The organism is Stenotrophomonas sp. YAU14D1_LEIMI4_1, from assembly GCF_003086815.1.
Lineage (GTDB): Bacteria > Pseudomonadota > Gammaproteobacteria > Xanthomonadales > Xanthomonadaceae > Stenotrophomonas.
In genome coordinates, this window is the sequence record NZ_CP025997.1 from 84,266 (window position 1) to 108,768 (window position 24,503).

Sequence of the window (24,503 nt, forward strand, 5' to 3'; positions counted from 1 at the left end):
GTCGCAGGGTGCAGTTTGCAACGCAAGCGCCCATCATGTCTGCCATCCCCGCGTCGATCTGGAGAGCCGCCATGCCCGATGCCCTGATCTCCCTGCTGGCCCACGGCCTGCTTGGCCCGGCGTGGTGGGAGCTGCTGCTGGTGCTGCTGGTCTTCACCCAGCTGACCATCTTCTCGGTCACCCTGTACCTGCACCGCAGCCAGGCCCACCGCGGCGTGGATTTCCACCCGGTGCTGGCCCACCTGTTCCGTTTCTGGCTGTGGCTGACCACCTCGATGATCACCCGCGAATGGGTGGCCATCCACCGCAAGCACCACGCCAAGGTGGAAACCGAAGACGACCCGCACAGCCCGGTCACCCGTGGCATCGGCCAGGTGTTCTGGCACGGCGTGGAACTGTACCGGCAGGCCCGCGGCCAGCGCGCGGACATCGAACAGTACGGCCGTGGCACTCCGGACGACGCCATCGAGCGCCACCTGTATACGCCGCGCGCCACCCTGGGCCCGGTGCTGCTGCTGGCCATCAACGCGGCCTTGTTCGGCCTGCCGGGCGTGGCGCTGTGGGCCATCCAGATGACCTGGATTCCGTTCTGGGCGGCCGGCGTGGTCAACGGCCTGGGCCACTGGTGGGGCTACCGCAACTATGAATCGGCCGATACCTCCACCAACCTGACGCCGTGGGCGTTCTGGATCGGCGGTGAAGAACTGCACAACAACCACCATGCCTTCCCCAGTTCGGCGCGCTTTGCGATGCGGCGCTGGGAATTCGATATCGGCTGGAGCGCGATCCGCCTGCTGCAGGCATTGCGCCTGGCCACGGTGCTGCGCGTGGCGCCGGCCATGGATGTGCGCCCGAACATTGCCGTGCCCGATGCGGACACCCTGAGGGCATTGCTGTCGCACCGTTTCCAGGCCATGACCGACTACCAGCGCAACGTATTCGTGCCGGCACTGCGCGAAGAGGCCGCCCACGCCGGGGCGAAGCTGCGCCGTCTGCTGCCGCGCCGGCTGCGCCGCGGTCTGGTGAACGACGGCCGCTGGCTGCACCCGGACAGTCGCGCGCAGTTGCGCGCCTGGGTCGCGCAGCGTCCGCGCATCGGTGTGCTGGTCGAGTTCCGCGCGCGCCTGGCCACGCTGCTGGAAGCCCGCGGCCACGACGCGGCCGAGCGCCTGCGCCAGCTGCAGGCCTGGTGCCGCGAAGCCGAAGAAAGCGGCATCGCCACACTGCAGGCCTACGCCGCGCGCCTGAAGGGCTACACCCTGGTGGGCGCATGAAGCGCATTGCAGGAGCATTGTTGGCCGTGCTGGTGCCGCTGTGCGCGCAGGCCCAGGTGAGCGACACCGCCACCTACCTGCAGCGCATGGACAGCGATGGCGACGGCCGCGTGAGCGAAGCGGAGTATGTGCAATGGATGCTGTACGCCTTCGACCGCATGGACCGCAACGGCGATGGCGTACTGACGGCCGACGAGCTGCCGGGCGGCAAGGGCCGACCGATCACCCGCGAGCAGCAGCGGCAGACGCTCATCCAGCGCTTCCACAAACAGGACGCCAGCCGCGATGGTTACCTGGACGCGCGTGAACTGTCCGCACCGCCACGCTGATCGGCGATCATGACGGCCGCACCGCTGCAAGGGAAAACCTCACCATGGATGACCGCATCGACGATGAACTGATGCAGGAGTGGACGGCATTCTGTGCCGGACGCAGCGACCAGGAGGACTGGTATTTCTCCGGCCTGCTGCAGGGCGTGACCGGGCCGGACACGCTGGACGCGGTGTTCGCCACCTTTCCGCATGCCGATGAACTGCGCGCGCGCGCGCTGGACGTGCTCGGTGCCGGTCACTGGGGCGACCACCTGTACCTGCAGCCGGCCCACGTGGGCGATACGCAGGCGCTGGCCCGCGCCGCGCGCGCGTGGCTGGATGAGCTGGCCAGGGTGGCCGGTGCTGCCGGCGAGCCCGCGCTGCAGGCCACGCTGCGCGCTGTGCCGGTGGTCGAAGCCCCCGCCGAGCGTCTGCAGTCGGCCTGGAGCGGCTCGGGCCCAGCGGCTTACCTGCACGATGTCATCTGCGATGAAGTGCGCCGGGCGCGCACGCTCGACAGCCCGCAGATGAACGCACTTGACGAGGCGCTGTACCACCTTGCCTCCGATCTCTACCTGGGCTGGTACATCGCCCAGCCGCTGGCCCCGGCCTCGGTCGACTTCGGGCCCTATCTGGCGTTCTGGCGGCTGGGTGGGCGGGGTGCATTGGTGGAAGGTGCCTTCCTGGTCGAAGCGCCCGCCGCGGACGCGTAGGGCGCCTTGTCCGGCAGCGCCGGGCCATGCCCTACGGCTTCGCATGGCCCGGCGTAGAATCAGCCCATGCCTGAACTGCCCGAAGTCGAAACCACCCGCCGTGGCCTGGCGCCGCATCTGGAAGGCCGCCGCGTACACGGGGTGATCCTGCGCCGCGCCGACCTGCGCTGGCCCATCCCGCCGGACGTGGCAGAGCAGTTGCCGGGGCAGCGCATCGACAGCGTACGCCGCCGCGCCAAGTACCTGTTGCTGGATACCGCCGTGGGCAGCGCCGTGCTGCACCTGGGCATGTCCGGCAGCCTGCGCGTGTTGCCCGGCGACACGCCGCTGCGCATGCACGACCACGTCGATATCAGCCTGGACAATGGCCGCCTGCTGCGCTTCAACGACCCGCGCCGCTTCGGCAGCCTGCTGTGGCAGCCGGCCGGTGAAGTGCATCCGCTGCTGCAGGGGCTGGGCCCGGAGCCCCTGGACGAGATCTTCGACGGCGACTACCTGTTCGAGCGCAGCCGCGGCCGCAGCGCGCCGGTGAAGACCTTCCTGATGGACCAGGCCGTTGTAGTGGGGGTGGGCAACATCTACGCCGCCGAAAGCCTGTTCAAGGCCGGCATCAGCCCATTGCGCGAGGCCGGCAAGGTCTCCCGCGCGCGCTACCAGCGGCTGGCGCGCGAAGTGAAGGACACGCTGGGCTATGCGATCACCCGCGGCGGCACCACCCTGCGCGATTTCATCAGCCCCGACGGCGCTCCCGGTTACTTCGAGCAGGAACTGCTGGTGTACGGCCGCGATGGCCTGCCGTGCCCGCAGTGCGGGCGCCCGCTGAAGCATGCCATGATCGGCCAGCGCGCCAGCGTCTGGTGCAGCCGCTGCCAGCGCTGAACGTCTTCATGCGCTGCACACCGGCAGCGCTATAGTCCAGCCAACATCCGGCGGGGGAACGTTGGCGATGGATGAGGGACCGGACATCACCGTATGGCTGGACGCTGCGCGTGGCGGTGATCGCACCGCGCTGGACCGCGTGCTGACCACGCTCTACCAGGAACTGCACACCATGGCCCGGCGCCAGTTGGCCGGCCAGCAGGGGCGCACCCTGGATGCCACGTCGCTGGTGCACGAGTCGTACCTGAAACTGCTGGGCAGCCGCGGCGCCGCCCGCTTCGAAGATCGCGCGCACTTCTTCGCCTACGCGGCATCGGCCATGCGCAGCGTGGTGGTGGACTACGCGCGCAACCGCCTGGCGCGCAAGCGCGGCGGCGACCTGAAACGGGTGGCCGAGATTCCCGAGAACAGCAGCAGTGGCGTGCGCCTGGACGAAGACCTGCTGGCCCTGGACGTAGCCCTGGAACGCCTGCAGGCGGTGGATGCGCACCTGGGCCGGGTGGTGGAACTGCGTTACTTCGCCGGCCTGTCCGAACAGGAGATTGCCGAACTGAGCCAACGTTCCGAACGCAGCATCCGCCGCGACTGGCAGAAGGCGCGCCTGTTCCTGCTGGCCGCCATGCGCGAAGACTGAGCACAACGACACGGCCCGACCGATGGACAGCGCACGCTGGCAGGAACTTTCATCCTGGCTGGACCAGTTGCTGGAGCTGGACCCGGAGGCGCGGCAGCGGCGCCTGCAGCGCCTGACCGAGCATGATCCGGCGCTGGGCCACGAACTGCAGCGGCTGCTGCAGCAGGAACCGGACAGCCAGGATTTCATGGCCCAGCCGCTGTGGACGGCGCCGCCACCGGGCCGCGCCGGCAGCGAAGTGGGACCGTACCGGCTGCTGCGCCCGCTGGGCGAAGGTGGCATGGGCGAGGTCTGGCTGGCCGAGCGCTGCGATGGCCTGTACCAGCGCCAGGTGGCGCTGAAGCTGCTGCGAAGCGGCGTGGCCGATCCCGGCCTGCGCCAGCGCTTCGGCCGCGAGCGGCAGATCCTGGCCCGGTTGCAGCACCCGCACCTGGCGCAGCTGCTGGATGCCGGCGTGGATCTGCACGGCCAGCCGTACCTGGCGCTGGACTACGTGGAAGGCGAGCCGATCAGCGATTACTGCCGCAGGGTGCAGCCGCCGCTGGAAGCCCGCCTGCAGTTGATGCTGCAGGTCTGCGCGGTGGTCAGCCATGCCCACGCCAACCTGGTGGTGCACCGCGACCTGAAGCCGTCCAACATCCTGGTGCGCGACGATGGCACGGTGAAGCTGCTGGACTTTGGCATTGCCAAGCTGCTGGACCACGACGACACCAGCAGCCCGCACCCGGCCACCGAGATCCGTGCGTTCACCCTGCACTACGCGGCCCCGGAGCAGGTGCGCGGAGAACTGGTCACTACGCTCACCGACGTCTATTCGCTGGGCGTGGTGCTGTTCGAAGTGGTGACCGGGCACAAGCCCTACCGGCTGCGCCGCCACAGTGATGCTGAATGGGAACGTTCGATCCTGGACGTGCAGGCGCCACGCGCGTCGGTGCTGCTGCAGCGGCTGGCCGACCAGCCCGGCGCGCCGCGTCGCGCGCTGCAGCGGCAGGCCCGGCGCCTGCGTGGCGATGTGGATGTCGTGCTGGAAAAAGCCCTGCAGAAAGACCCCGACCAGCGCTATGCCTCGGCCGAGGCGATGGCCGGTGACCTGCGGCGCTTCCTGCAGGGGCAGCCGATCCAGGCACGTCCGCCCGGCGTGGGCTACCGCGTGCGCAAGTACGTGGGCCGGCACCGGTGGGGCGTGGCGCTGGCGTCGGTAGCCGTGCTGGGCTTGCTGGGCACCACGTCCATGGCGTTGTGGCAGGCGCGGCAGGCGCGGCTGGAAATGGCCCGCGCGCAGGCCATGCAGGATTTCACCGTGGGCCTGTTCGACAAGGCGGCCAGCCAGCGCCACGGGCATTTCGACGTGCCGCAGCTGCTGGCTGCCGGGCAGCAGCGTGGCGAAGCCGAGCTGGCCGACCAGCCGCTGGCACTGGCCGAGCTGGAGGGCGTGATCGGGCGACTGCGGATCGGTATGGGCGACTACCAGTTGGCCCTGCAGACGCTGGACCGGCAGCGCCAACTGCTGCAGCGGGTGGACGATGTGCCGCCCGCGCTGCAGCTGGAGGCGGTGACCCAGCGCGGGCGCGCGCTGCGCATGCTGGGCCGCGACCGCGAATGCCTGGCCCATCTGCAGCCGCTGCAGTCCCTGGCCGCCACCGAAGCCAGCGCCCTGCCGGCGTCGGTGGCTGAATTCCACAGCCAGCTGGGCCGCTGCCAGGCCGAACTGGGCGATGCCGAGGCGGCACGGCGATCCTTCACGCAGGCCCTGGCACTGCGCCACCAGGGCATTGGCGAGCGCTTCGGGCGAGCCGAATCGCTGGCCGACCTGGCCGGTCTGGACGCCGCCGCAGGGGACCTGCCGGCGGCGCTGGCCGGCTACCGGCAGGCGTTGGCGCTGCTGCAGCAGCCCAGCGATGCCAGCAGCCCACAGGTGATCACCCTGCACCGCCAGCTGGGGGATGTGCTGGCGCGGCAGGGACAGACGGCTGCCGCCGCCAGCGAACTTGAACTGGCCTGGAGCGCCGCCCAGGAGGCTTGGGGCCCGCGCCACCCGGAGGCCCTGGTGGTGCGCCGGGCGCGCGCGCTGCTGGCGCTGCAGCGGGGCGAACTGGCGCTGGCCGGCGAGGAGCTGCGGACCGTGCAGGCGCAGCTGATGACCGCGCTGGGGCCGAGCCATCGCGAGATCGGCCACGGTGAATTCGCCCTGGGCCAGTGGGCCAGCGCCAGTGGCGATGCGGCTACCGCGGCGGGCCACTACGCGCGCGCGGCCACGCTGTGGCGGCAGCCCGACCACACCGCGCTGCTGCCACAGGCGCTGCTGGCGCAGGGACAGGCGCTGCAGCAGGCCGGCCAGCCCGCGCAGGCACGCGAGGTGTTGGCTGAAGCGCGGCAGCTGCTGCTGGCCCAGCGCGGCCCGCAGGCGCCGGGCCTGCGCGGGCTGGAGGCTCGCATCGCCGCGCTGGCGCAGACTGAACCGCAGCCGGCCACCTCCGCTGCCCGTTAACGTTTGTCTGCCTATGATGGCCGACCTTTCCCTTGCTCCCGCGCCTGCATGCAACGTCGCGATTTCCTCCGCAATGCCTCCCTTGCCCTGGCTGCGTTCGGCCTGCCTGCCCTGCCTGCCTGCGCGGCCGGCAAGAGCGGCCAGCTGGGCCTGCGTCGCCTGGGCCAGCCGCAGCCGTTCGATTTCGCCACCCTGAAGGGCCAGGCCCGTGCCTTGGCCCAGGCCCCCTACAAGAGCCACAAGCGCGTGCTGCCGGGCCGGCTGGAAGGGCTGGACTGGGACCAGTACCAGTCGATCGGCTACCGCCAGGACCACGCGCTGTGGGCCGACCAGCCGGGCCGGTTCCAGGCCAAGTTCTTCCACCTGGGCCTGTACTTCCATTCGCCGGTGCGCATGTTCGACGTGGTCGATGGCAAGGCACAGGAACTGGCCTACGACGGCGCGGCGTTCAACTACGGCAAGAGCGGCATCAAGAACGGTGAACTGCCCGCCGACCTGGGGTTCGCCGGTTTCCGCCTTAACACCCGCACCGACACCGACCGCGATTTCGCCGCCTTTCTCGGCGCCAGCTACTTCCGCGCCGTCGGCAAGGAGGGCCAGTACGGCCAGTCCGCGCGTGGCCTGGCCATCGACACCGGCATGGGCAAGCCGGAAGAATTCCCCGATTTCATCGCCTACTACCTGGAACAGCCGGCGGCCGATTCCAACACCCTGGTGGTGTATGGCCTGCTGGATTCGCCCAGCGTGACCGGCGCCTACCGCTTTGCCATCACCAACGGCGACGTGTTGCTGATGGACATCGACAGCGCCCTGTACCCGCGCAAGGCGATCGAGCGGCTGGGCATCGCGCCCTGCACCAGCATGTACCAGGTGGGCGAGAACGACCGCCGCATGGGCTGGGACTGGCGCCCGGAAATCCACGATACCGACGGCCTGTCACTGTGGACCGGGTCGGGCGAATGGATCTGGCGGCCGCTGCTGAACCCGCGCAACCTGCGCTTCAACATGTTCGTGGACCGCAACCCGCGCGGCTTCGGCCTGCTGCAGCGCGACCGCAACTTCGACCATTACCAGGACGACGGCGTGTTCTACGAGAAGCGCCCGTGCCTGTGGGTGGAGCCGAAGGGCGAATGGGGCGAAGGTTCGGTGCAGCTGGTGGAAATTCCCACCGTGGATGAAACCTTCGACAATATCGTCGCGTTCTGGAACCCGAAGGAAAAGCCCCAAGCCGGGCAGGAACTGCTGATCGGCTACCGTCTGTACTGGGGCGCCGAACCGCCGGCGCGCCCGCCGGTGGCGCACTGCGTGGCCAGCCGTACCGGCCTGGGCGGCATCATCGGCAAGAAGCGCGAGTACTTCAGCTGGCGCTTCGCGGTGGATTTCGAAGGCGGCGAACTGGCTGGGCTGATCGACAAGGCCGACGTGGAAGCGGTGGTGGAAACCAGCCGTGGTCGGGTCGAGATTGTTTCGGCGCGCCCGCTGCGCGAGATCAAGGGGTACCGGGCGATGTTCGACCTGGTGCCGCCGGAGGGCAGCAGCGAGCAGATCGACATCCGCCTGTACCTGCGCAGCGGCGGCAAGACCCTGACCGAGACCTGGCTATACCAGTACACCCCGCCGCCGGCCGGCGCACCCGAGCGCACGCTGTACTGAGGGGGCTGGTTTGCAGGGCTTGCAGCCCTGCACCCGCTTCAATCAACGTCAACGTCAAAGGCCTGCATTCCGTGGGATGGCGGGGTGGGTCCGGTTGAGGGGGACGCTGCAAGTACGTCCCTGTAAGCTCGGTCGCCGCATCCATGCGGCTCACGCCCCCTCAACCGAACCCACCCCGCCTTCGACAGTTTCCCGCGATCTGTCGGAACGGCGTTCTGCTCTGGCGGGTGTCGACCAAGGTCGACACCTACCAACAGCCGCGTGAACCTGTCAGGGCCCCCATGGACGGGTTTAACGGCGTCCCCGCACTCCGACACCGCCCCGCCAACCCACCGAATGCCGCTTTGGCTTTGGCCGTTGCTGTTGCTGTTGCTCCAAAGCAGGTGCAGGGCTGCAAGCACTGCAAAAGACCCCACCCCTTACAACGGCAGCGGGGCCTGCATCGGTTCGATCCGCCCTTCGCCACGGGTGATCTTCTTGAACTCGGCGCGGCTGACCGACACGTAGCGGTCGTTGCCGCCGATCTCCACCTGCGGGCCGTCCTGCACCGCGTGGCCATGTTCGTCCACGCGCACGGTCATCGTGGCCTTCTTGCCGCTGTGGCAGATCGTCTTGATCTCCTGCATCTCGTCGGCCCAGGCCAGCAGGTACTGGCTGCCCTCGAACAGCTCGCCGCGGAAATCGGTGCGCAGGCCGTAGCACAGCACCGGAATGCGCAGCTGGTCCACCACCTCGCTGAGCTGCCAGACCTGGGCGCGGCTGAGGAACTGCGCTTCGTCCACCAGCACACATCCCAAAGGTCCGTTGGCCGCCAGATCCTGCTGCACCCACTGCTGCAGGTCGGTATCGCGTTCGAAGGCCATGCCGTCGGCACGCAGGCCGATGCGCGAGGCCACCACCCCGGCGCCGGCGCGGTCGTCCAGGCGCGGGGTCAGGATCGCCACCCGCATGCCGCGCTCGCGGTAGTTGTGCGCGCTCTGCAGCAGGGTGGTGGTCTTGCCGGCGTTCATCGCCGAATAATAGAAATAGAGCTTGGCCATCGGCCGATTGTACGCCGCAGCCCCCGCCGGCCGAAGCCGTTCAGCATCCCTGCCGGTCGGCGGCTGTGGCCGTCACCCGGGGCCGCTACAATCCCCTTCCAATGCACGGTCTCAATCCCCCCCAAGCCGCCGCCGTCCTGCACATCGAAGGCCCCCTGCTGGTGCTGGCCGGTGCGGGCAGTGGCAAGACGCGCGTGATCGTCGAAAAGATCGCCCACCTGATCGGCTGCGGGCGCTACCCCGCGCGCCGCATCGCGGCGATCACCTTCACCAACAAGTCGGCCAAGGAAATGCGCGAGCGCGTGGCCAAGCGCCTGCGCGAACAGGATGCCGACGAGGTGACCATCTGCACCTTCCACGCCCTGGGCCTGAAGTTCCTGCAGATCGAACACGCGGCGGTGGGCCTGAAGCGTGGCTTCTCGATCTTCGACGCCGACGATGCCGCCGCGCAGATCAAGGACCTGATGTCCGGCGCCAAGCCCGATGACATCGAGGACATGAAGAACCTGGTGTCGCGCGCGAAGAATGCCGGCCTGTCGCCCGAACAGGCGATGGCCGCCGCACGCAGCAACCGTGAAAAGGAAGCGGCCAGCGTCTACGAGCGCTACCAGCTGCGCCTGACCGCCTTCAACGCGGTGGACTTCGATGACCTGATCCGCCTGCCGGTGCAGGTGCTGGAAGAGAACCCGGATATCGCTGTGGCCTGGCGCGAGCGCATCGGCTACCTGCTGGTGGACGAATGCCAGGACACCAACGATGCGCAGTACCGGCTGCTGAAGCAGCTGGCCGGCGAAAAGGGCAACTTCACCTGCGTGGGAGACGATGACCAGTCGATCTACGCCTGGCGTGGCGCAAACCCGGAAAACCTGCAGCAGATGGGGCGCGACTATCCCGCGCTGGAAATCATCAAGCTGGAGCAGAACTACCGCTGCTCCAACCGCGTGCTGCGCGCGGCCAATGCGCTCATTGCCAACAACCCGCACGAACACCTGAAGAAGCTGTGGAGCGACCAGGCCGACGGCGAGCGCATCCGCGTATGGGAATGCCGCAACAGCGAACACGAAGCAGAAAAGGTCGCCGCAGAGATCGCCTTCGTTGCGCAGTCGCGCAAGGTGCCGTGGAGTGATTTCTGCATCCTGTTCCGCGGCAATTTCCAGTCGCGTCCGCTGGAAAAGGCGATGCAGCTGCTGCGCATTCCCTACCACCTGACCGGTGGCACCATGTTCCTGGAACGCCAGGAAGTGAAGGACACGCTGGCCTGGCTGCGGCTGCTGGTGAACCCGGACGACGACACCGCGTTCATGCGCGCGGTGCAGTCGCCCAAGCGCGACGTCGGTGCCGGCACGCTGGCCAAGCTGGCCGAGCTGGCGCAGGAAAAAGATATCCCGATGGCGCACGCCGCCGAATCGATCGGCGCGCTGCAGCAGTTGCCGCCGCGCGCGGCCAACAGCCTGGCGCGCTTCACCGACATCCTGCGCGACCTGCGTGCGCAGACCCGCCAGATCACCTCCGGCGACATGATCCGCAAGGTAGCCAAGGAATCGGGGTTGCTGAGCGAACTGCGCCAGCAGGCCAAGGAAGAGGCCAGCTACCAGCGCCGTGCCAACAACATCGAGGAACTGGCGCAGTGGTTCGAGGGTGGCCCCCGCGGTGCCACCGCCGCCGACCTGGCCGGCCAGCTGGCGCTGCTCTCGCGCAGCGACAAGGACGAGGGCGGCAACCAGGTCCGCATGATGACCATGCATGCGTCCAAGGGCCTGGAATTCCCCTATGTCTTCATCGTCGGCTGCGAGGACGGCGTGCTGCCGCACCAGGTCAGCCTGGACGAAGGCAACCTGCAGGAAGAACGTCGCCTGCTGTACGTCGCCATCACCCGCGCCAAGATCCAGCTGTGGATGAGTTACAGCAAACTGACCCGCAAGTTCGGCGAGCATGTGCGCTTGAAGCCGAGCCGGTTCTTCGAGGAAATTCCGGCCGAGGAAATCCAGCGCGATGGTGCCGATCCGGTGGCCGATGCAGCGCGCAAGAAAGAGCGCGCCAGCGCGGGACTGGCCGCGATCGAGGCGCTGTTCGACTGACCCGGGGTCGGATCCCTTCCCGCAGGGAAGGGCTCTGACCCCAGCACCGGCCTGACAGGGGTCAGAGCCCTTCGCTCCGCGAAGGGATCCGACCCCGGCACATCGCCCTACAATCAGGCCTCGCCCTCAACAGGTCTGCGCATGCACCCCATCGAAAGCGAACGCCTGCGCCTGCGCGCCCTCGAGCCGGATCGCGATGCGGCGCCGATGCTGGCACTACTCAACGATCCCGGCTTCCTGCGCTTCATCGGTGACCGCAACGTGCGCAGTGAGGAACAGTCGCGCGAGTACATCGCGCTGCGGGTGCTGCACAGCTATGCGTTGAACGGGTTCGGCATGTACGCCATCGAGCGGCTGTCCGATGGCGCCTGGCTGGGCAATGCCGGCCTGGTGCGGCGTGATGGCCTGCCGGGACCGGATATTGGCTATGCGGTGCTGTCGGAATTCGCGGGGCAGGGCTATGCCAGCGAGGCAGCGCGGGCGGTGTTCACGCATGCGCGTGCGGAGCTGGACATCGAGGATCTGTACGGCATCACCGACCTGGACAACGTGGCCTCCGGGCGGATCCTGCTGGGACTGGGCATGCACGAGCGCGGCGTGATCCAGCTGCCGAACGTGGACAGCGCGAGCCGGTTGTACGCCACCCCGGGGGCGGCGGCGGTTCAACAGCCAGCATGAGCCCGTGGGGTAAGGTGCAGGTCTGTTTTCCTGCACGGATGCTCCGATGCTGATCAACGCGTATTCCACCCTCGGCCACGTACTGGCACCGCCACCCCAGGCCGACGCTGCCAATGTCCGTGGTCTTGATGACCCCGCACTGGCCCCGCACCTGGGCGGCTTCGTCAACTACGTGCTGGGCCATGGCGACGGGCAGATGACCGCCGCGCGCTATCACCTGATGCGGCACGTGCAGCGCGTGCGCCAGCACTATCTGTTCGAGCTGGCCGAAGCCGATCTTGGGGCGTTGCAGCCTTGGCTGCTCCAGGCCAACGCCGTGTGCTTCCTGGAAGATGGCAGCGTCCGCGATCCGGCCGGCAAGGTGCTGTTGGGTGAAGCGCCCGATCCGCAGGCGCAGGTGCCCTATCCCGCCGATGCCGGGCAGCGCCGTGCGCGCAGCCAAGAGCAGCTGCAGGCCCATGAGCTGCGTGTCCCGCCGTCATTGCCACCCGTGGTGGGCGCGGCCGAGGCACAGCTGCGCGCGCCTGCCCAGGTCTGGGCCAGAGCGCAGGCGCTGCTTGCCTGCGCGCTGCGCGCCGAGGCCCTGCAGTCCGGTGAACCACCGTTGAGCCTGGCCGAACTTGCCGAGCGTCTGCCGGCGTTGCCCGAGGCCCTGAGCCCGGCCGAGGCCGCCTTCATCGCGCACGGGGACGCCGAGGCGGCTCTGCCGTTTGGCTGGCGCTACGAGAGTCTGGCCGTGCTGCTGTGGGCGCTGGGCCTGTCCGAGGTGTTGCCGTGGCCGCAGGCGACCTGTGCCGTGCCGGATGTGGTGGGCGCCTTGCTGCAGAAGGCTGACAGTGGCAGCGAGCCTGCGGCCCTGCGCGATACCGCCGAGCTGCTGGATGCGCTGGATCTGCACTACCGCCTGCACTGGGCTGCGCGTGAGGCCCAGCGCCAAGGTGCACCGATGCCCGGTGCGCTGGAGGGCGGCGTGATCTACGAGCGCCACTACGCGCTGAACTGGTTGTTCTGCTTTGAACAGGCCGACTGGGACGACGTCGATACGCCGACCTGAGTCTGCAGGGCGAGGGCGGTCAGGCCGCCCTCGCTGGTATGGGCACCCACCCTCTCAGCCGCGCAGTTCCGCCAGCTGCGCCTGCAGTTCTGCCACGGTGGCCTCCAGCTGCTCCACCCGGGCCAGCAGGTCCGGGGCGGCGCCGGCGGGACTGCTGGCACCGCCGCTGCCGGCGTATTTCGCCGCCAGTGCCGCGCCATCCACTTCACCGCACAGCAGATGCATGTAGCGGTCTTCGCGCTGGCCGCTGGCGCGCGGCAGCACCAGCAGCAGGCCACGCTGCTGCAGGCGTTCGATGGCATGCCGGGCCTCGTCGGTGTCGGCGAAACGGTGCAGGCGTTCGCTGCGCGTCACCAGTTCACCCAGGGTCTGCGGCCCACGCAGCAGCAGCATGGCCAGCAGCACGGTCTGCTGGCGGGTCAGGTCCAGCGCGGCCTGCAGGCGGTGCTCGTAGCGGTCGGCGCGCGAAGAGAAGTGCTGGCGGGCCAGGCCCAGCGTCTCCAGCTGGCGCAGGGCGTGCTGCACGCTGCCGGCATCGACGTTCATCACTGGCTCGCGGGCGGTCTTCTGGTTGGCCGCCGACTGCGCAGCATTCACTGTCAGCGGATAGGTGTCCGGCGTGGTCGCCTCCTTCTCCACCAGGCAGCCCAGCAGGCGGGCCTGGATGGCGTCGAGCAGGGGAACGTCGGGGGTCGGGGCGGAATCGGTCATGGCAGCCTGCAGCACGCAACGGGTGAACCGGGAAGCATAGCGGCCCCGTTGGCGTCTTTGCCGGTAAAATGGGCCGGTATATCTGAATGCCGGTGAATCCTGATGCGTCGTCCCGTTGCCCTGTCCCTGAGCCTGCTCGCCACTGCGGCGCTCGGCCTGTCCGCCTGCAAGCGCGTGGAGGCGCCTGCCGCTGAAGCCGCCGCCCCAGAGGCTGCGGCCGCCACTGTCAAGGCAGAAGGCGCGCCCGATGCCACCGCCAACGACAACCTCAATGCGGTGCTGTGGATGCAGCGTGCGCAGGAATACAAGGCGATCACCGAGCAGACCTACCGCGCCGCCGCCGACCACCTGGACGTGGCGCTGAAGGAAGCCCATTGGGACGCCCTGGTGCCGGAAGAGCGCGGCAACGATGCCAAGGGCCTGAAGCCGGCGGTGGTGCTCGACCTGGATGAAACCGTGCTGGACAACTCGCCCTACCAGGCGCGCCTGGTGCGCGATGGCAAGGAGTACGACGAGCTGAGCTGGGACCAGTGGGTGGCCGAAAAGAAGGCCAAGGCCATTCCCGGCGTTGTCGATTTCGCCAAGGCCGCCAACGCCAAGGGCGTGACCCTGCTGTACATCTCCAACCGCGCCGTGCACCTGAAGGACGCGACCCTGGCCAACCTGCGCGAGCAGGGCCTGCCGGTGGCCGATGACAGCGTGTTCCTGGGCCTGGGCACCGTGGTGGAAGGCTGCGAGCAGGCCGGCAGCGAGAAGAACTGCCGCCGCCGGCTGGCCGGGCAGAAGTACCGCGTGCTGATGCAGTTCGGCGACCAGCTGGGCGATTTCGTCGAAGTGACCGCCAACACCAACGAAGGCCGTGACGCGCTGCTGCAGCAGTACCACGACTGGTTCGGCGAGCGCTGGTGGATGCTGCCGAACCCGACCTACGGCGGTTTCGAGCCGGCCCAGTTCAACAACGATTACAGCCAGTCGCGCCAGGCCCGCCATGATGCCAAGCGCGCCGCGCTGGACTACGCACCGTGAGCCGCGCACCCCTGCCGCTGCGCGCTGACGAGCACCTGATCTTCGCTCTGGACGTGCCCGACCGCGTGCAGGCGCTGGAGTGGGTGGACCGCTTGGGCAACAGCGTGGCGTTCTACAAGATCGGCATGGAACTGCTGGCCTCCGGCGAGTACTTCCAGGTGCTCGACGAACTGGCCCGCCGCGACAAGCGCGTGTTCGTCGACCTGAAGTTCTTCGATATTCCGGCCACCGCCGCTGCGGTGATCAAGCGCCTGTCGCAGTGGCCGGTCAGCTACGCCACCATCCACGGTTGGCACCCGGCCATGATGGAAGCCTGCGCGGCCGCCAACAGCAGCGACATGCGCCTGCTGGCGGTGACCGTGCTGACCTCGATGGGCCGTGCGGACCTGGCGCAGATGGGTATCGACCGCGAACCGGTGGACGTGGTGGTCGAGCGCGCGCTGGCCGCCCAGGCAGCCGGCATCGACGGGGTAATCGCCTCGGGCCAGGAAGCCGGTCCGATCCGCGCCGCCACCGGTGCCGGGTTCTCGATCGTCTGCCCGGGCATCCGCCCCGGCGGCCCGGTCGGCGATGACCAGAAGCGCACGGTGGGCGTGGCCCAGGCCTTCGCCGACGGCGCCGACGCCATCGTGGTCGGCCGCCCGATCCGGCTGGCGGCCGATCCGCAGGCCGCTGCGCGTGCCATCCAGCAGGAAATCGTGGCGGCTCTGGCTGCCCGCTGAGCCTGCCGGCGACGTACCGCACGGCCGCACCCCGAACGCCATCCCATCCACCGTGGGATGGCGTTCGCATTTGTGCGGATGATCCTGTCGCAAGCATCCCCAGCGGCGAAAACTGTGCGCGGGTAGGCGCAACGGCGCGCCGCTGTGCTTCCCAATCGGTGAACCGGCACGGCTTCTCGCTGCCGGCCCACTCACGATGAAGGGAGTACACCTACATGGATCGCAATACCCTGTTCCTGCTGGCCGGCCTGCTCGCCGCGTCCAGCACCGCCAGCGCGGCGCCAGCACCACGCGAAACGCCGCGCATCATCGGCGGCGAAAGCGCCCAGCCGGGCCAGTACCCGTTCATGGTCAGCCTGCAGGGGCTGTCCTACGGCGATACCGACTACGACCGTCACTTCTGCGGCGGCACGCTGATCTCACCGTCCTGGGTCCTGACCGCCGCCCATTGCGTGCAGGGCGCACAGCCGGCTGCGCTGGCGGTGCTGGGCGGCGCCACCGCGCTGTCCACCGAAGCCAGCCCGCGGCCCTCGAACGTGCGCGCCCTGCACGTGCACCCGGCGTTCAACAGCGGCAGCGCGCTGGCACACGACGTGGCCCTGATCCAGCTGGACGCGCCACTGGCCGACGCCGAACCGGTGCAGTTGCGGCTGCGCCCGGATGCCAGCTACCTCAAGCCCGGCCGCGATTTCACCGTAATCGGCTGGGGCACCACCGAAAGCGGCGCCGACGCCTTCCCCACCCATCTGCAGACCGTGCAGGTGCCGTTCGTGCCCTTCGCCGAGTGCCAGCAGGCCTACGCCGGCGAGCTGTCGCGCGGCAAGGTCATCTGTGCCGGCCGCGAAGGCATGGACAGCTGCCAGGGCGATTCCGGCGGACCGTTGCTGCTGCGCCTGCGCGAAGGCTGGACCCAGTTCGGCATCGTCAGTTGGGGCGAGGGCTGCGCGCTGGCCAACTATCCCGGCATTTATGCCCGAATCGCCGAAAAACATGCCGTGGATTTCATTGAAGCAGTGTGGCAGAAGGATTGAGTCAATAAAATCAATTATTTAACTTGTGTTACATGAAGTATTGCCTGAACTTGAAGGTCGGCGTAGCATCCCCGCCATCCGGCTCCGTGCCGGAACCGTGCGACACCTTGTCCTCCGGCCCTGTGCCGGCTTGAAGAGCCTGCGATCCCCGTGATCCGGGCTCTTTTTTTGTAGGCCCGCGCAGTGGGGTCAGCGCTCTTCTGCCGGCCCGCAGAAGCGATCCGCCCCCGGGCTGTGCGGAAAACCGTGACCGTGCGGCTTGCCGCTGTCACCTCGCAGGCCGCAAGATGCGGACCGGTCCGGGGAGTCCGAATGCATGAGCGTGGCAAGGGCAGTGCAAACAAGGTCTGCGCGTTACGGGGGGCTGTTGGCCGTGCTGCTGCTGGCGGTGGCCGCCTGCCGCCAGTCCAGCCCAGATGCCGTCGCACCTGCTGCTGAGCCGGTCGCTGCGGTGCAGGCCATGGCGCAGCGCCTGGCTGAAGATGATCTGGTGGGCTACGCCAAGCTGGCCGTACCGCCCAGCCAATACCAGCGGCTGCAGCAGGCCTGGGACGAAGGCCACAGCCAGTGGCCGCTGACCGAACTGCCGCTGGGTGACCAGTTGCTGCCGATGCTGTCGGCCCTGCGCGAGCCCGATGCCGGCAGCCGCCTGCAGCGCAGCTTCGACCGCCAGCTGGCCGGCCAGGCCAGCGCGGTGCGCCAGGCCGCGCAGTCGATGGGCAACTTCGGGGTGCAGTACCTGCAGCACCAGAAGGGCTACACGCCCAGTCAGCAGGCGCACTACGTGCAACTGGTGCAGACCCTGGCTCTGTGGGCGCAGAGCGCCCCGATCAGCGACCGTGCGCGGGCGCGCAGCACCATCAGCGCGCTGGTCGGTGCCGCCGGCAAGGTCGGCTTCGGCGATGAAGAGGGCCTGCGTGCGGCCGGCATGGAAGGCAGCCTGCAGCAGCTGGCGCCGTTCATCCACACCCTGAAGGCCGTGCTGGCCAGCTACGGGCTGGGCGTGGACGAAGCGCTGCGCAGCCTGCAGGGCGAGCTGCTGTCGGTCCAAGGCGACAACGCCCTCGTCCGAATGACCTACGAACTGGCCGGCAGCACCCTGACCCTGCAGTTGCCGCTCAGCCGTCGCGAAGGCCACTGGTACCTGACCCGTACCCTGGCCGATACCGACGCCCTGCTGCGCCAGGCCGATGCCGCGCGCGCGGCCGCCGCACCGGCACCCACGGCGGCCCCGGACGCGGCCGGGGAAGCGGCAACACCGCCGCCTAAGCCATAATGGCGCCGATGTCGAAACAGAACCCGCTGCCGTTCCCCGGCGAAGAATCCCAGACGACGCCCGCCGATGCAGTGCCGGCGTCCCCCTCGACCGGCACCGGCCCCAACCCGGTACCGCCGCCTGCGGCTGCGCGTGCCGCGGGCCGCCGCCCGTTGTGGGCGCGGCTGCTGGGCCGGCTGGTGGAACCGTGGCTGTCGCTGAAGATCGAACCGGAAGATCCGGGCCAGTACAACGACGGCCGCCCGGTGGTCTACGTGCTGGAAGACTACGGCCTGTCCAACGCGCTGATCCTGGACAAGGCCTGCCGCCAGGCCGGTCTGCCCTCGCCGCTGGTGCCGCTGGCCGGTGACCCCACCGGCCGCAAGCGCGCCTATTTGGCGCTGTCGCGGCGCAGCTCCAGCAATTCGCTCATTCCCGAGCAGCGCGGCGCCAAGACCCATTCCGATTCGCTGGCCAAGGTGCTGCAGGCGCACCGCGTGCGCGACGATCTGGACGTGCACCTGGTGCCGGTCTCGATCTTCGTCGGCCGCGCGCCGGACAAGCAGAGCGGCTGGTTCGCCGTGCTGTTCTCGGAAAACTGGGCGCTGGTCGGCCGCTTCCGCCGCCTGCTGGGCCTGCTGCTGAACGGCCGCAGCACCATCGTGCGCTTCGCCCCGCCGATCTCGCTGCGTTCCACCGTGGACGAGGGCCTGGAGCCCGAGCGTACGGTGCGCAAGCTGCAGCGCGTGCTGCGTACCCACTTCCGCCGCATCCGTGAATCGGTGATCGGCCCGGATCTGTCCACCCGCCGTCTGCTGGTGGACCAGGTGCTGGCCGCCGAAACGGTGCGCGAAGCCATCGCCGCCCAGGCCAAGCGCGACAACTCCAAGCCTGCCGAGGCCTGGAAGAAGGCGCATGCCTACGCCTGGGAAATCGCCGCGGACTATTCCAGCCCGGTGGTGCGCTCGGCCAGCTTCATGCTCAGCCACGTGTGGAACCGCATCTATGCGGGCGTGCTGGTGCACCACCTGGACAAATTCAAGGCCGCCGCGCCGGGCCACGAAGTGGTGTACGTGCCCAGCCACCGCAGCCACATGGACTACCTGCTGCTGTCCTACCTGCTGTACGACCGTGGCATCGTGCCGCCGCACATCGTGGCCGGCATCAACCTGAACCTGCCGGTGGTCGGCACCCTGCTGCGCAAGGGCGGTGCGTTCTTCATCCGCCGCTCGATCCGCGGCAACGCGCTGTATTCGGCAGTGCTGAGTGAATACGTGGCGCAGCTGGTGGCCGGCGGCTATTCCATCGAATACTTCGTCGAAGGCGGCCGCTCGCGTACCGGGCGCCTGCTGCAGCCCAAGGGTGGCATGATCTCCATGACCCTGCGCGCCTTCCTGCGCCAGCCGCGCAAGCCGGTGCTGTTCCAGCCGGTCTACATCGGCTATGAAAAGCTGATGGAAGGCGGCAGCTACCTGGATGAACTGTCCGGGCGGCCGAAGGAAAAGGAATCGATCTGGCAGCTGCTGTGGGGCATCCCCAAGGTGCTGAAGCAGAACTACGGCCAGGTGGTGGTGAACTTCGGCGAACCGATCGCGCTGAACGACGTGCTGGCTGAAAAGGCGCCGGAGTGGAACGGCGAGGCCGTCTCGGAAGACGAGAAGCCGAGCTGGCTGTCCAGCACCGTCGATACCCTGGCCGAGCGTATCCAGGTGCGCATCAACGGCGCCGCCGACGTCAACCCGATCAACCTGCTGGCGTTGGCGCTGCTGTCCACGCCCAAGCACGCGATGGGCGAGGCCGACCTGATCGCGCAGATCGAGCTGTGCAAGACCCTGCTGGTCGAGATGCCGTATTCGGACCGGGTGACGGTGACCCCGCACTCGCCGGAGCGCATCATCGCCCACGCCGAGGAAATCAACGTCCTGACCCGCATCAAGCACCCGCTGGGTGACGTGCTCAGCGTCAGCGGCGACACCGCGGTGCTGCTCAGCTACTTCCGCAACAACGTGCTGCACCTGTTCACCGCGTCCTCGTGGGTGGCCTGCTGCTTCCAGAACAACCGCCGCATGAGCCGCACCGGCCTGGTGCAGCTGGGCCGTACGGTGTACCCGTTCCTGCAGGCCGAGCTGTTCCTGCCCTGGAGCGAAGATGAATTCGCCCGGCGCATCGAACAGACCATCGACGTGTTCGTGCGCGAAGGCCTGCTGCAGAACATCAATGACGATGACGGCGGCATCCTGGCGCGAAACACCGGGCAGACCGACGAAGTCTTCCGCCTGCGCGCGATCGGCCATTCCCTGCAGCAGGCGTTCGAGCGCTACTACATCACCATTTCGGTGCTGGTGAAGAACGGCCCGGGCGTGCTCGGTACTGCGGAACTGGAAAGCCTGTGCCAGCAGGCGGCGCAGCGCCTGAGCCTGCTGTACGCCCCGGCCGCGCCCGAGTTCTTCGACAAGACCCTGTTCCGCGGCTTCATCCAGAAGCTGCGCGAGCTGCGCCTGGTCTGGCCGGATGAGAACAGCAAGCTGGTGTTCGACCAGCGGCTGGATGCCTGGGCCAAGGACGCCAAGTTCATCCTGGGCCGCGAGCTGCGCCACACCATTGAGCGGGTCAGCCCGGAAGCGGCGCGCCCGGACGAGGCGACCCCGCAAGCCTGACGGTAGCGCCGGGCCATGCCCGGCGAATGGGAACCTCATGGGTAACGTGCCAACCAAGGTCGGCACCTACCAGGAGCGGCGGGAACCCGAACGGCCCGTTACGCCGGTTCGTCGGGAATCTGCAGGCTTTCCAGCTTGGCGATGCAGTCTTTCAACTGCAGCTTGCGCCGCTTCAGGCGCTTGGATTCCAGTTCGTCCTCGCCATTGGCCGCCATGCGGGTGATCTGTTCATCCAGCACGCGGTGTTCGGCGCGCAGGGCGACCAGGCGTTCGACGATCTCGGCGGGGCTGTAGGTGTCCACAGTCTGCGAGCATACACAGCGATGATGACGACCGGGAGAGGGGAATTCCGACCCCCGGTCCGGGCGGCCGCAAGCCGTTAGAATGGAGCGCATGAGTGCTGTGATCTCCCTTCCCGACCCGGTGCCGCGCGCGGTGCGCGATGCGCGCGTGGGCGCGGTCGGGCATGACGCACTGGAACGGCGCCTGCGCCGCCAGGTCGGCCAGGCCATCGCCGATTTCGGCATGATCGGCGCCGGCGACAAGGTCATGGTCTGTCTATCCGGCGGCAAGGACAGCTACACCCTGCTGCACCTGCTGCTGCAGCTGCAGAAGAAGGCACCGGTGCCGTTCGAACTGGTGGCGGTGAACCTGGACCAGAAGCAGCCGGGCTTCCCCGAACACGTGCTGCCGCAGTACCTGGCCAGCCTGGGGGTGGCGTACCAGATCATCGAACAGGACACCTATTCGGTGGTCAGCCGGGTCATTCCCGAAGGCCGCACGATGTGTTCGCTGTGTTCGCGCCTGCGCCGCGGCGCGCTGTACGCCCATGCCGAACGGCACGGCTTCACCCGCATCGCGCTGGGCCACCACCGCGACGACATGGTAGCCACCTTCTTCATGAACCTGTTCCACCACGCCAAGCTGTCCGGCATGCCGCCGAAACTGCGCAGCGACGATGGCCGCCACGTGGTGATCCGCCCGCTGGCCTACGTGCGCGAGCACGACATCGTCGCCTATGCACAGGCACGCCAGTTCCCGATCATTCCCTGCAACCTGTGCGGCAGCCAGGAAAACCTGCAGCGCCGCCAGGTGGGCCTGATGCTGAAGCAGTGGGACATCGACCACCCCGGCCGCGTCGACCAGATCGCGCGGGCCATGGGCCAGGTGCATCCCTCGCAACTGGCCGACCCCGCATTGTTTGATTTCATGGCGTTGGACCGTGGCAGTGCACCGCCACCGCCCGATGACCACGCACCCGCACAGATATCCGCTGCCTGAGCGGAATCGTCCTTTTTCCTCTTGCCTTCCGGAATTCCATGTTCTTTCGCAACCTGACGTTCTTCCGTTTCCCGACCGCCACTGATTTTTCCGAAGTCGATACCCTGTTGCCGCACGCCCTGCTCAAGCCGGTGGGCGCGCTGGAAATGAATTCGCGTGGCTTCATCTCGCCGTTCGGCCGCGAAGAGAAGGAACAGCTGTCGCACCGCATCGCCGACCACCTGTGGCTGACCGTGGGTGGCGAAGACAAGATCCTGCCGGCGGCGGTGGTGAACGATCTGCTGGAGCGCAAGCTCGAAGAGATCGAAGAGAAGGAAGGCCGCCGCCCGGGTGGTCGCGAGCGCAAGCGCATGAAGGACGACCTGCTGCACGAACTGCTGCCGCGCGCCTTCGTGAAGTCCTCGCGCAATGACGCGTTCATCGATCTGCAGCACGGCTACGTGGTCGTGGATACGTCCAGCCGCAAGACCGGCGAATACTTCATGTCCGACATCCGCGGCCTGCTGGGCAGCTTCCCGGCCATGCCGCTGAACGCCGAAGTGGCGCCGCGCTCGATCCTGACCGGCTGGATTGCCGGCGAGCCGCTGCCCACCGGCCTGAGCCTGGGCGAAGAATGCGAGATGAAGGACCCGGTGGAAGGCGGCGCGGTGGTGAAGTGCCAGCACCAGGAACTGCGCTGCGACGAGATCGACAAGCACCTGGATGCCGGCAAGCAGGTGACCAAGCTGGCACTGATCTTCGAAGACAACCTGTCCTTCGTGATCGGCGACGATCTGATCGTGCGCAAGCTGAAGTTCCTCGACGGCGCCCTGGACCAGCTGGAGCACGCCGACGAAGACGGCCGCCGCGCCGAGTTCGACGCCCGCTTCGCCCTGCAGAGCGCCGAGATCCGCCGCCTGTTCCTGCTGCTGGAAGAGGCCTTCAAGCTCAGCAAGGCTGACTGAACAGGCACCCCGTCGGCCGCCGGTCATCCGGCGGCCGCGCACGGCGCTATGCTGGGCACATGAGCCGCCTGCTGCGCCGCCTGATCGGCACGACCCCGCCCGCCACCGTGCAGCGCGATACCGTTCGCCTGCGCCTGGAAGATGCCGAGATCGAGGTGCTGCGCGTGCGCGACCCACGCGCCCGCCGCATCAAGCTGAGCGTGGACGAGCGTGGCGCGCGCCTGACCCTGCCGCCGCGCGCCAGCCTGGTGATGGGCGAGCGCTTCCTGGAACAGCACCGCGACTGGCTGGCGCTGCAACTGCGCGTCTACCAGGACAACGGCCTGCCGGCGCCGCTGCAACCCGGTGAGCCCGGCGAGTTGCCGCTGCGTGGCGAACTGCTGCCGGTACGCTGGCAGGAAGGCCGCTACGCCCGGCTGGAGATCGACGAACACGGCGCCTGCGTGCAGTGGCCGACCCGTGCCGGCGATGCCACGCTGCGGCGCCTGCTGCGCGAGTTCTACGAGGCGCAGACCCGCGCCGATGTCGGCCGCTGGCTGCCAAAGTACCTGCCGGGCCTGCCGCGCGCGCCCAGCCGCGTGCGGCTGAAGGTGATGTCCTCGCAATGGGGCTCGCTGGCCCCCGATGGCAGCATGGCGCTGGACCTGGCGCTGGTGCTGGGCCGCCCGGCGGCGTTCGAGTACGTGCTGGTGCACGAGCTCTGCCACCTGATCCAGGCCAACCACTCGCCGGCGTTCTGGCAGGAAGTAGAACAGCGCTTCCCGGCCTGGCGCGAGCAGCGCGACTACTTCCAGCTGGAAGGCCGCCGGTTGAAGGCCATGCTGCGCCAGCTGTTGTAGCGTCGAGCTTGCTCGACGGCTCTTGGTTCCAACACCGCGATGTAGCTGTTGTAGCGTCGAGCTTGCTCGACGGCTCCTGGTTCAAGCATCGCGCTGTTGCTGTCGTAGCGTCGAGCTTGCTCGACGGCTCCTGGTTCAAGCATCGCGCTGTTGCTGTTGTAGCGTCGAGCTTGCTCGACGGCTCCTGGTTCAAGCATCGCGATGTAGCTGTTGTAGCGTCGAGCTTGCTCGACGGCTCTTGGTTCCAACACCGCGATGTAGCTGTTGTAGCGTCGAGCTTGCTCGACGGTTCCTGGTTCGAACACCGCGCCCAGTCGAGCAAGCTCGACTCTACGGGGCTGTGCGCCTTGCGGCTGCGGTCGCCCAACGGGCGGCCACCTGCGGTGCGGTGATGCACACCGCCTGGTCGGTCACGGTGGTGACAGCGCGTTCCAGCAGCTGGATGTCGGCTTCGTGCTGGCGTGCCACGTGCGGGTCCTCGAAGAAGATCGCGCGCTGGCACAGACCCTCCAGTACCCGGTCGGCAATCTGCGCATCACCGCCCATCGGCCCGCTCTGGTAGCGGGTCACCCAGGGCGTATCCGATGGCCAGCCGCGGCTCCACGCCAGTTCGTTCAAGCGCTGGCCGGTGGTGCCGGTGGCCACGCGCTCGCCGAACCGGGCCAGCACATCGAAGTGCGCATCGGCGAAGGCGAGCATGGCCGGCTTCATCGCATCGTGGGCAATCAGCGCCAGCGTCTGCTGGCCGAAGGCATGCAGGTCATCGGCGCCCGGGTCGGCGGCCAGACCGGCATGCACGCGTTCCACTTCCACCCAGTCGCGCGCGGTGGCCACCGTGGAAATGAAGGGCTTGCCGTGGATCACGCACTGCCGCTTCAAGGCGGTGGCTTCGGGAAACACCGAGGACGGGTCGACCGGATCGATCAGGTAGATGGCGCCATCCAGCACGCGATCGCCGCCCATGCCGACCACTTCGGCCACCAGCTTCATCAGTCCGCCCTGGCGACCGTACGGATAGCGGCGCAGGCCTTCGTAACCGGCCAGGAAGCCATGCCGCTCGATCGCATCGTGGGTGCGGCCCACCGCATGCAACGACACGCCCAGTTGGCGCAGGCCCGCTTCGCTGGCGCGCAACCAGCGGAACAGCGCCGCACGGGAATCATGGTGGTGCAGACGGTTGGCGGCCAGGCCGATGCGCATCGTGGGTTCCGATTGAGGGTAGAAGCGGCAGTGTA

At 68.2% G+C, this 24,503-nt stretch carries 23 protein-coding genes; 18 read left to right on the plus strand and 5 right to left on the minus strand.

Translation table 11 applies throughout. From position 1 onward, the window contains the following. Positions 1 to 71 precede the first annotated feature (71 nt). The 7 genes from C1932_RS00330 to C1932_RS00360 all read left to right on the plus strand — a co-directional run bounded on the left by C1932_RS00330 (position 72) and on the right by C1932_RS00360 (position 7,952). Positions 72 to 1,274 carry a fatty acid desaturase gene (locus tag C1932_RS00330; protein WP_108760827.1) on the plus strand — a complete coding sequence of 401 codons (1,203 nt, stop codon included), beginning with the start codon at positions 72 to 74 and terminating at the stop codon, positions 1,272 to 1,274. After that, positions 1,271 to 1,603 (plus strand): EF-hand domain-containing protein, encoded by a 333-nt coding sequence (locus C1932_RS00335; protein WP_108760828.1) that lies wholly within the window; start codon positions 1,271 to 1,273, stop codon positions 1,601 to 1,603. The genes C1932_RS00330 and C1932_RS00335 overlap by 4 nt, the downstream gene beginning before the upstream one ends. Before the next feature lie 44 nt (positions 1,604 to 1,647). Then, a complete protein-coding gene (locus C1932_RS00340) occupies positions 1,648 to 2,298 on the plus strand; it encodes a hypothetical protein (RefSeq protein WP_234412230.1) in 651 nt (216 codons plus the stop codon). Between the two features lie 66 nt (positions 2,299 to 2,364). Beyond that, complete coding sequence (mutM, locus tag C1932_RS00345) at positions 2,365 to 3,177, plus strand: bifunctional DNA-formamidopyrimidine glycosylase/DNA-(apurinic or apyrimidinic site) lyase (RefSeq protein WP_108760829.1); 813 nt, start codon at positions 2,365 to 2,367, stop codon at positions 3,175 to 3,177. A 67-nt stretch (positions 3,178 to 3,244) separates the two neighbouring features. Further along, positions 3,245 to 3,811, plus strand: a complete 567-nt coding sequence (locus C1932_RS00350; protein ID WP_108747965.1) for an ECF-type sigma factor — start codon at positions 3,245 to 3,247, stop codon at positions 3,809 to 3,811. Between the two features lie 22 nt (positions 3,812 to 3,833). Further along, the gene (locus C1932_RS00355; RefSeq protein WP_108760830.1) at positions 3,834 to 6,299 is read left to right on the plus strand and encodes a serine/threonine-protein kinase; all 2,466 of its coding nucleotides are present in this window, start codon (positions 3,834 to 3,836) and stop codon (positions 6,297 to 6,299) included. Between the two features lie 48 nt (positions 6,300 to 6,347). Beyond that, complete coding sequence (locus tag C1932_RS00360; RefSeq protein WP_108760831.1) at positions 6,348 to 7,952, plus strand: glucan biosynthesis protein D; 1,605 nt, start codon at positions 6,348 to 6,350, stop codon at positions 7,950 to 7,952. Between the two features lie 419 nt (positions 7,953 to 8,371). Here the strand turns inward: C1932_RS00360 and C1932_RS00365 are convergent, their stop codons facing one another. Continuing rightward, positions 8,372 to 8,992 (minus strand): thymidine kinase, encoded by a 621-nt coding sequence (locus C1932_RS00365; RefSeq protein WP_108747968.1) that lies wholly within the window; start codon positions 8,990 to 8,992, stop codon positions 8,372 to 8,374. A 101-nt stretch (positions 8,993 to 9,093) separates the two neighbouring features. On the opposite strand from C1932_RS00365, the gene C1932_RS00370 reads away from it, so the two are divergent. From C1932_RS00370 to C1932_RS00380, 3 genes are all read left to right on the plus strand, one after another. Beyond that, positions 9,094 to 11,070, plus strand: coding sequence for a UvrD-helicase domain-containing protein (locus tag C1932_RS00370; RefSeq protein WP_108760832.1), 1,977 nt, complete (start codon positions 9,094 to 9,096; stop codon positions 11,068 to 11,070). A 141-nt stretch (positions 11,071 to 11,211) separates the two neighbouring features. Then, a complete protein-coding gene (locus C1932_RS00375; protein WP_108760833.1) occupies positions 11,212 to 11,748 on the plus strand; it encodes a GNAT family N-acetyltransferase in 537 nt (178 codons plus the stop codon). 46 nt (positions 11,749 to 11,794) lie between these two features. Beyond that, positions 11,795 to 12,802, plus strand: coding sequence for a DUF4272 domain-containing protein (locus tag C1932_RS00380; RefSeq protein WP_108760834.1), 1,008 nt, complete (start codon positions 11,795 to 11,797; stop codon positions 12,800 to 12,802). Between the two features lie 54 nt (positions 12,803 to 12,856). On the opposite strand, the gene C1932_RS00385 is transcribed toward C1932_RS00380, so the two are convergent. Then, complete coding sequence (locus C1932_RS00385; RefSeq protein WP_108763300.1) at positions 12,857 to 13,513, minus strand: DUF480 domain-containing protein; 657 nt, start codon at positions 13,511 to 13,513, stop codon at positions 12,857 to 12,859. A gap of 102 nt (positions 13,514 to 13,615) precedes the next feature. On the opposite strand from C1932_RS00385, the gene C1932_RS00390 reads away from it, so the two are divergent. The 5 genes from C1932_RS00390 to plsB all read left to right on the plus strand — a co-directional run bounded on the left by C1932_RS00390 (position 13,616) and on the right by plsB (position 20,204). Then, on the plus strand, positions 13,616 to 14,539 hold the full coding sequence (locus C1932_RS00390; RefSeq protein WP_108760835.1) for a 5'-nucleotidase, lipoprotein e(P4) family: 924 nt from the start codon (positions 13,616 to 13,618) through the stop codon (positions 14,537 to 14,539). Beyond that, positions 14,536 to 15,261: an orotidine-5'-phosphate decarboxylase gene (gene pyrF, locus C1932_RS00395; protein ID WP_108760836.1), complete on the plus strand. Its 726-nt coding sequence runs from the start codon at positions 14,536 to 14,538 to the stop codon at positions 15,259 to 15,261. Before C1932_RS00390 ends, pyrF begins: the two co-directional genes overlap by 4 nt. A 215-nt stretch (positions 15,262 to 15,476) precedes the next feature. Beyond that, positions 15,477 to 16,292, plus strand: a complete 816-nt coding sequence (locus tag C1932_RS00400; protein ID WP_108760837.1) for a serine protease — start codon at positions 15,477 to 15,479, stop codon at positions 16,290 to 16,292. A 316-nt stretch (positions 16,293 to 16,608) separates the two neighbouring features. Beyond that, positions 16,609 to 17,568: a hypothetical protein gene (locus C1932_RS00405; protein ID WP_108760838.1), complete on the plus strand. Its 960-nt coding sequence runs from the start codon at positions 16,609 to 16,611 to the stop codon at positions 17,566 to 17,568. Beyond that, positions 17,568 to 20,204, plus strand: a complete 2,637-nt coding sequence (gene plsB, locus C1932_RS00410) for a glycerol-3-phosphate 1-O-acyltransferase PlsB (protein WP_108760839.1) — start codon at positions 17,568 to 17,570, stop codon at positions 20,202 to 20,204. The genes C1932_RS00405 and plsB overlap by 1 nt, the downstream gene beginning before the upstream one ends. A 98-nt stretch (positions 20,205 to 20,302) precedes the next feature. On the opposite strand, the gene C1932_RS00415 is transcribed toward plsB, so the two are convergent. Next, on the minus strand, positions 20,303 to 20,506 hold the full coding sequence (locus C1932_RS00415) for a YdcH family protein (RefSeq protein WP_079224582.1): 204 nt from the start codon (positions 20,504 to 20,506) through the stop codon (positions 20,303 to 20,305). A 91-nt stretch (positions 20,507 to 20,597) separates the two neighbouring features. On the opposite strand from C1932_RS00415, the gene ttcA reads away from it, so the two are divergent. Genes ttcA through C1932_RS00430 form a run of 3 tightly spaced genes read left to right on the plus strand, consistent with a single transcriptional unit; the run spans position 20,598 to position 23,268 of the window. Then, the gene (gene ttcA, locus C1932_RS00420; protein ID WP_199911992.1) at positions 20,598 to 21,485 is read left to right on the plus strand and encodes a tRNA 2-thiocytidine(32) synthetase TtcA; all 888 of its coding nucleotides are present in this window, start codon (positions 20,598 to 20,600) and stop codon (positions 21,483 to 21,485) included. Positions 21,486 to 21,523: 38 nt separating this feature from the next. After that, positions 21,524 to 22,429, plus strand: a complete 906-nt coding sequence (locus tag C1932_RS00425; RefSeq protein ID WP_108747982.1) for a recombination-associated protein RdgC — start codon at positions 21,524 to 21,526, stop codon at positions 22,427 to 22,429. Positions 22,430 to 22,488: 59 nt separating this feature from the next. Further along, positions 22,489 to 23,268 carry a SprT family zinc-dependent metalloprotease gene (locus C1932_RS00430; protein WP_108760841.1) on the plus strand — a complete coding sequence of 260 codons (780 nt, stop codon included), beginning with the start codon at positions 22,489 to 22,491 and terminating at the stop codon, positions 23,266 to 23,268. On the opposite strand, the gene C1932_RS19745 is transcribed toward C1932_RS00430, so the two are convergent. Together C1932_RS19745 and C1932_RS00435 are read right to left on the minus strand one after the other, a co-directional pair. After that, positions 23,214 to 23,573 carry a hypothetical protein gene (locus C1932_RS19745; protein WP_159094470.1) on the minus strand — a complete coding sequence of 120 codons (360 nt, stop codon included), beginning with the start codon at positions 23,571 to 23,573 and terminating at the stop codon, positions 23,214 to 23,216. The genes C1932_RS00430 and C1932_RS19745 overlap by 55 nt on opposite strands. A 25-nt stretch (positions 23,574 to 23,598) precedes the next feature. Then, the gene (locus tag C1932_RS00435) at positions 23,599 to 24,468 is read right to left on the minus strand and encodes a methylglyoxal synthase (protein WP_108760842.1); all 870 of its coding nucleotides are present in this window, start codon (positions 24,466 to 24,468) and stop codon (positions 23,599 to 23,601) included. Between the last annotated feature and the right edge of the window lie 35 nt (positions 24,469 to 24,503).

Excerpts from the sequence above, each read along its gene's own strand:
- C1932_RS00330 (WP_108760827.1), top strand. The coding sequence starts at position 72 with ATGCCCGATGCCCTGATCTCCCTGCTGGCCCACGGCCTGCTTGGCCCG.
- C1932_RS00335 (WP_108760828.1), top strand. The coding sequence starts at position 1,271 with ATGAAGCGCATTGCAGGAGCATTGTTGGCCGTGCTGGTGCCGCTGTGC.
- C1932_RS00340 (WP_234412230.1), top strand. The coding sequence starts at position 1,648 with ATGGATGACCGCATCGACGATGAACTGATGCAGGAGTGGACGGCATTC.
- mutM (WP_108760829.1), top strand. The coding sequence starts at position 2,365 with ATGCCTGAACTGCCCGAAGTCGAAACCACCCGCCGTGGCCTGGCGCCG.
- C1932_RS00350 (WP_108747965.1), top strand. The coding sequence starts at position 3,245 with ATGGATGAGGGACCGGACATCACCGTATGGCTGGACGCTGCGCGTGGC.
- C1932_RS00355 (WP_108760830.1), top strand. The coding sequence starts at position 3,834 with ATGGACAGCGCACGCTGGCAGGAACTTTCATCCTGGCTGGACCAGTTG.
- C1932_RS00360 (WP_108760831.1), top strand. The coding sequence starts at position 6,348 with ATGCAACGTCGCGATTTCCTCCGCAATGCCTCCCTTGCCCTGGCTGCG.
- C1932_RS00365 (WP_108747968.1), bottom strand. The coding sequence starts at position 8,992 with ATGGCCAAGCTCTATTTCTATTATTCGGCGATGAACGCCGGCAAGACC.
- C1932_RS00370 (WP_108760832.1), top strand. The coding sequence starts at position 9,094 with ATGCACGGTCTCAATCCCCCCCAAGCCGCCGCCGTCCTGCACATCGAA.
- C1932_RS00375 (WP_108760833.1), top strand. The coding sequence starts at position 11,212 with ATGCACCCCATCGAAAGCGAACGCCTGCGCCTGCGCGCCCTCGAGCCG.
- C1932_RS00380 (WP_108760834.1), top strand. The coding sequence starts at position 11,795 with ATGCTGATCAACGCGTATTCCACCCTCGGCCACGTACTGGCACCGCCA.
- C1932_RS00385 (WP_108763300.1), bottom strand. The coding sequence starts at position 13,513 with ATGACCGATTCCGCCCCGACCCCCGACGTTCCCCTGCTCGACGCCATC.
- C1932_RS00390 (WP_108760835.1), top strand. The coding sequence starts at position 13,616 with ATGCGTCGTCCCGTTGCCCTGTCCCTGAGCCTGCTCGCCACTGCGGCG.
- C1932_RS00400 (WP_108760837.1), top strand. The coding sequence starts at position 15,477 with ATGGATCGCAATACCCTGTTCCTGCTGGCCGGCCTGCTCGCCGCGTCC.
- C1932_RS00405 (WP_108760838.1), top strand. The coding sequence starts at position 16,609 with ATGAGCGTGGCAAGGGCAGTGCAAACAAGGTCTGCGCGTTACGGGGGG.
- plsB (WP_108760839.1), top strand. The coding sequence starts at position 17,568 with ATGGCGCCGATGTCGAAACAGAACCCGCTGCCGTTCCCCGGCGAAGAA.
- ttcA (WP_199911992.1), top strand. The coding sequence starts at position 20,598 with ATGAGTGCTGTGATCTCCCTTCCCGACCCGGTGCCGCGCGCGGTGCGC.
- C1932_RS00425 (WP_108747982.1), top strand. The coding sequence starts at position 21,524 with ATGTTCTTTCGCAACCTGACGTTCTTCCGTTTCCCGACCGCCACTGAT.
- C1932_RS00430 (WP_108760841.1), top strand. The coding sequence starts at position 22,489 with ATGAGCCGCCTGCTGCGCCGCCTGATCGGCACGACCCCGCCCGCCACC.
- C1932_RS00435 (WP_108760842.1), bottom strand. The coding sequence starts at position 24,468 with ATGCGCATCGGCCTGGCCGCCAACCGTCTGCACCACCATGATTCCCGT.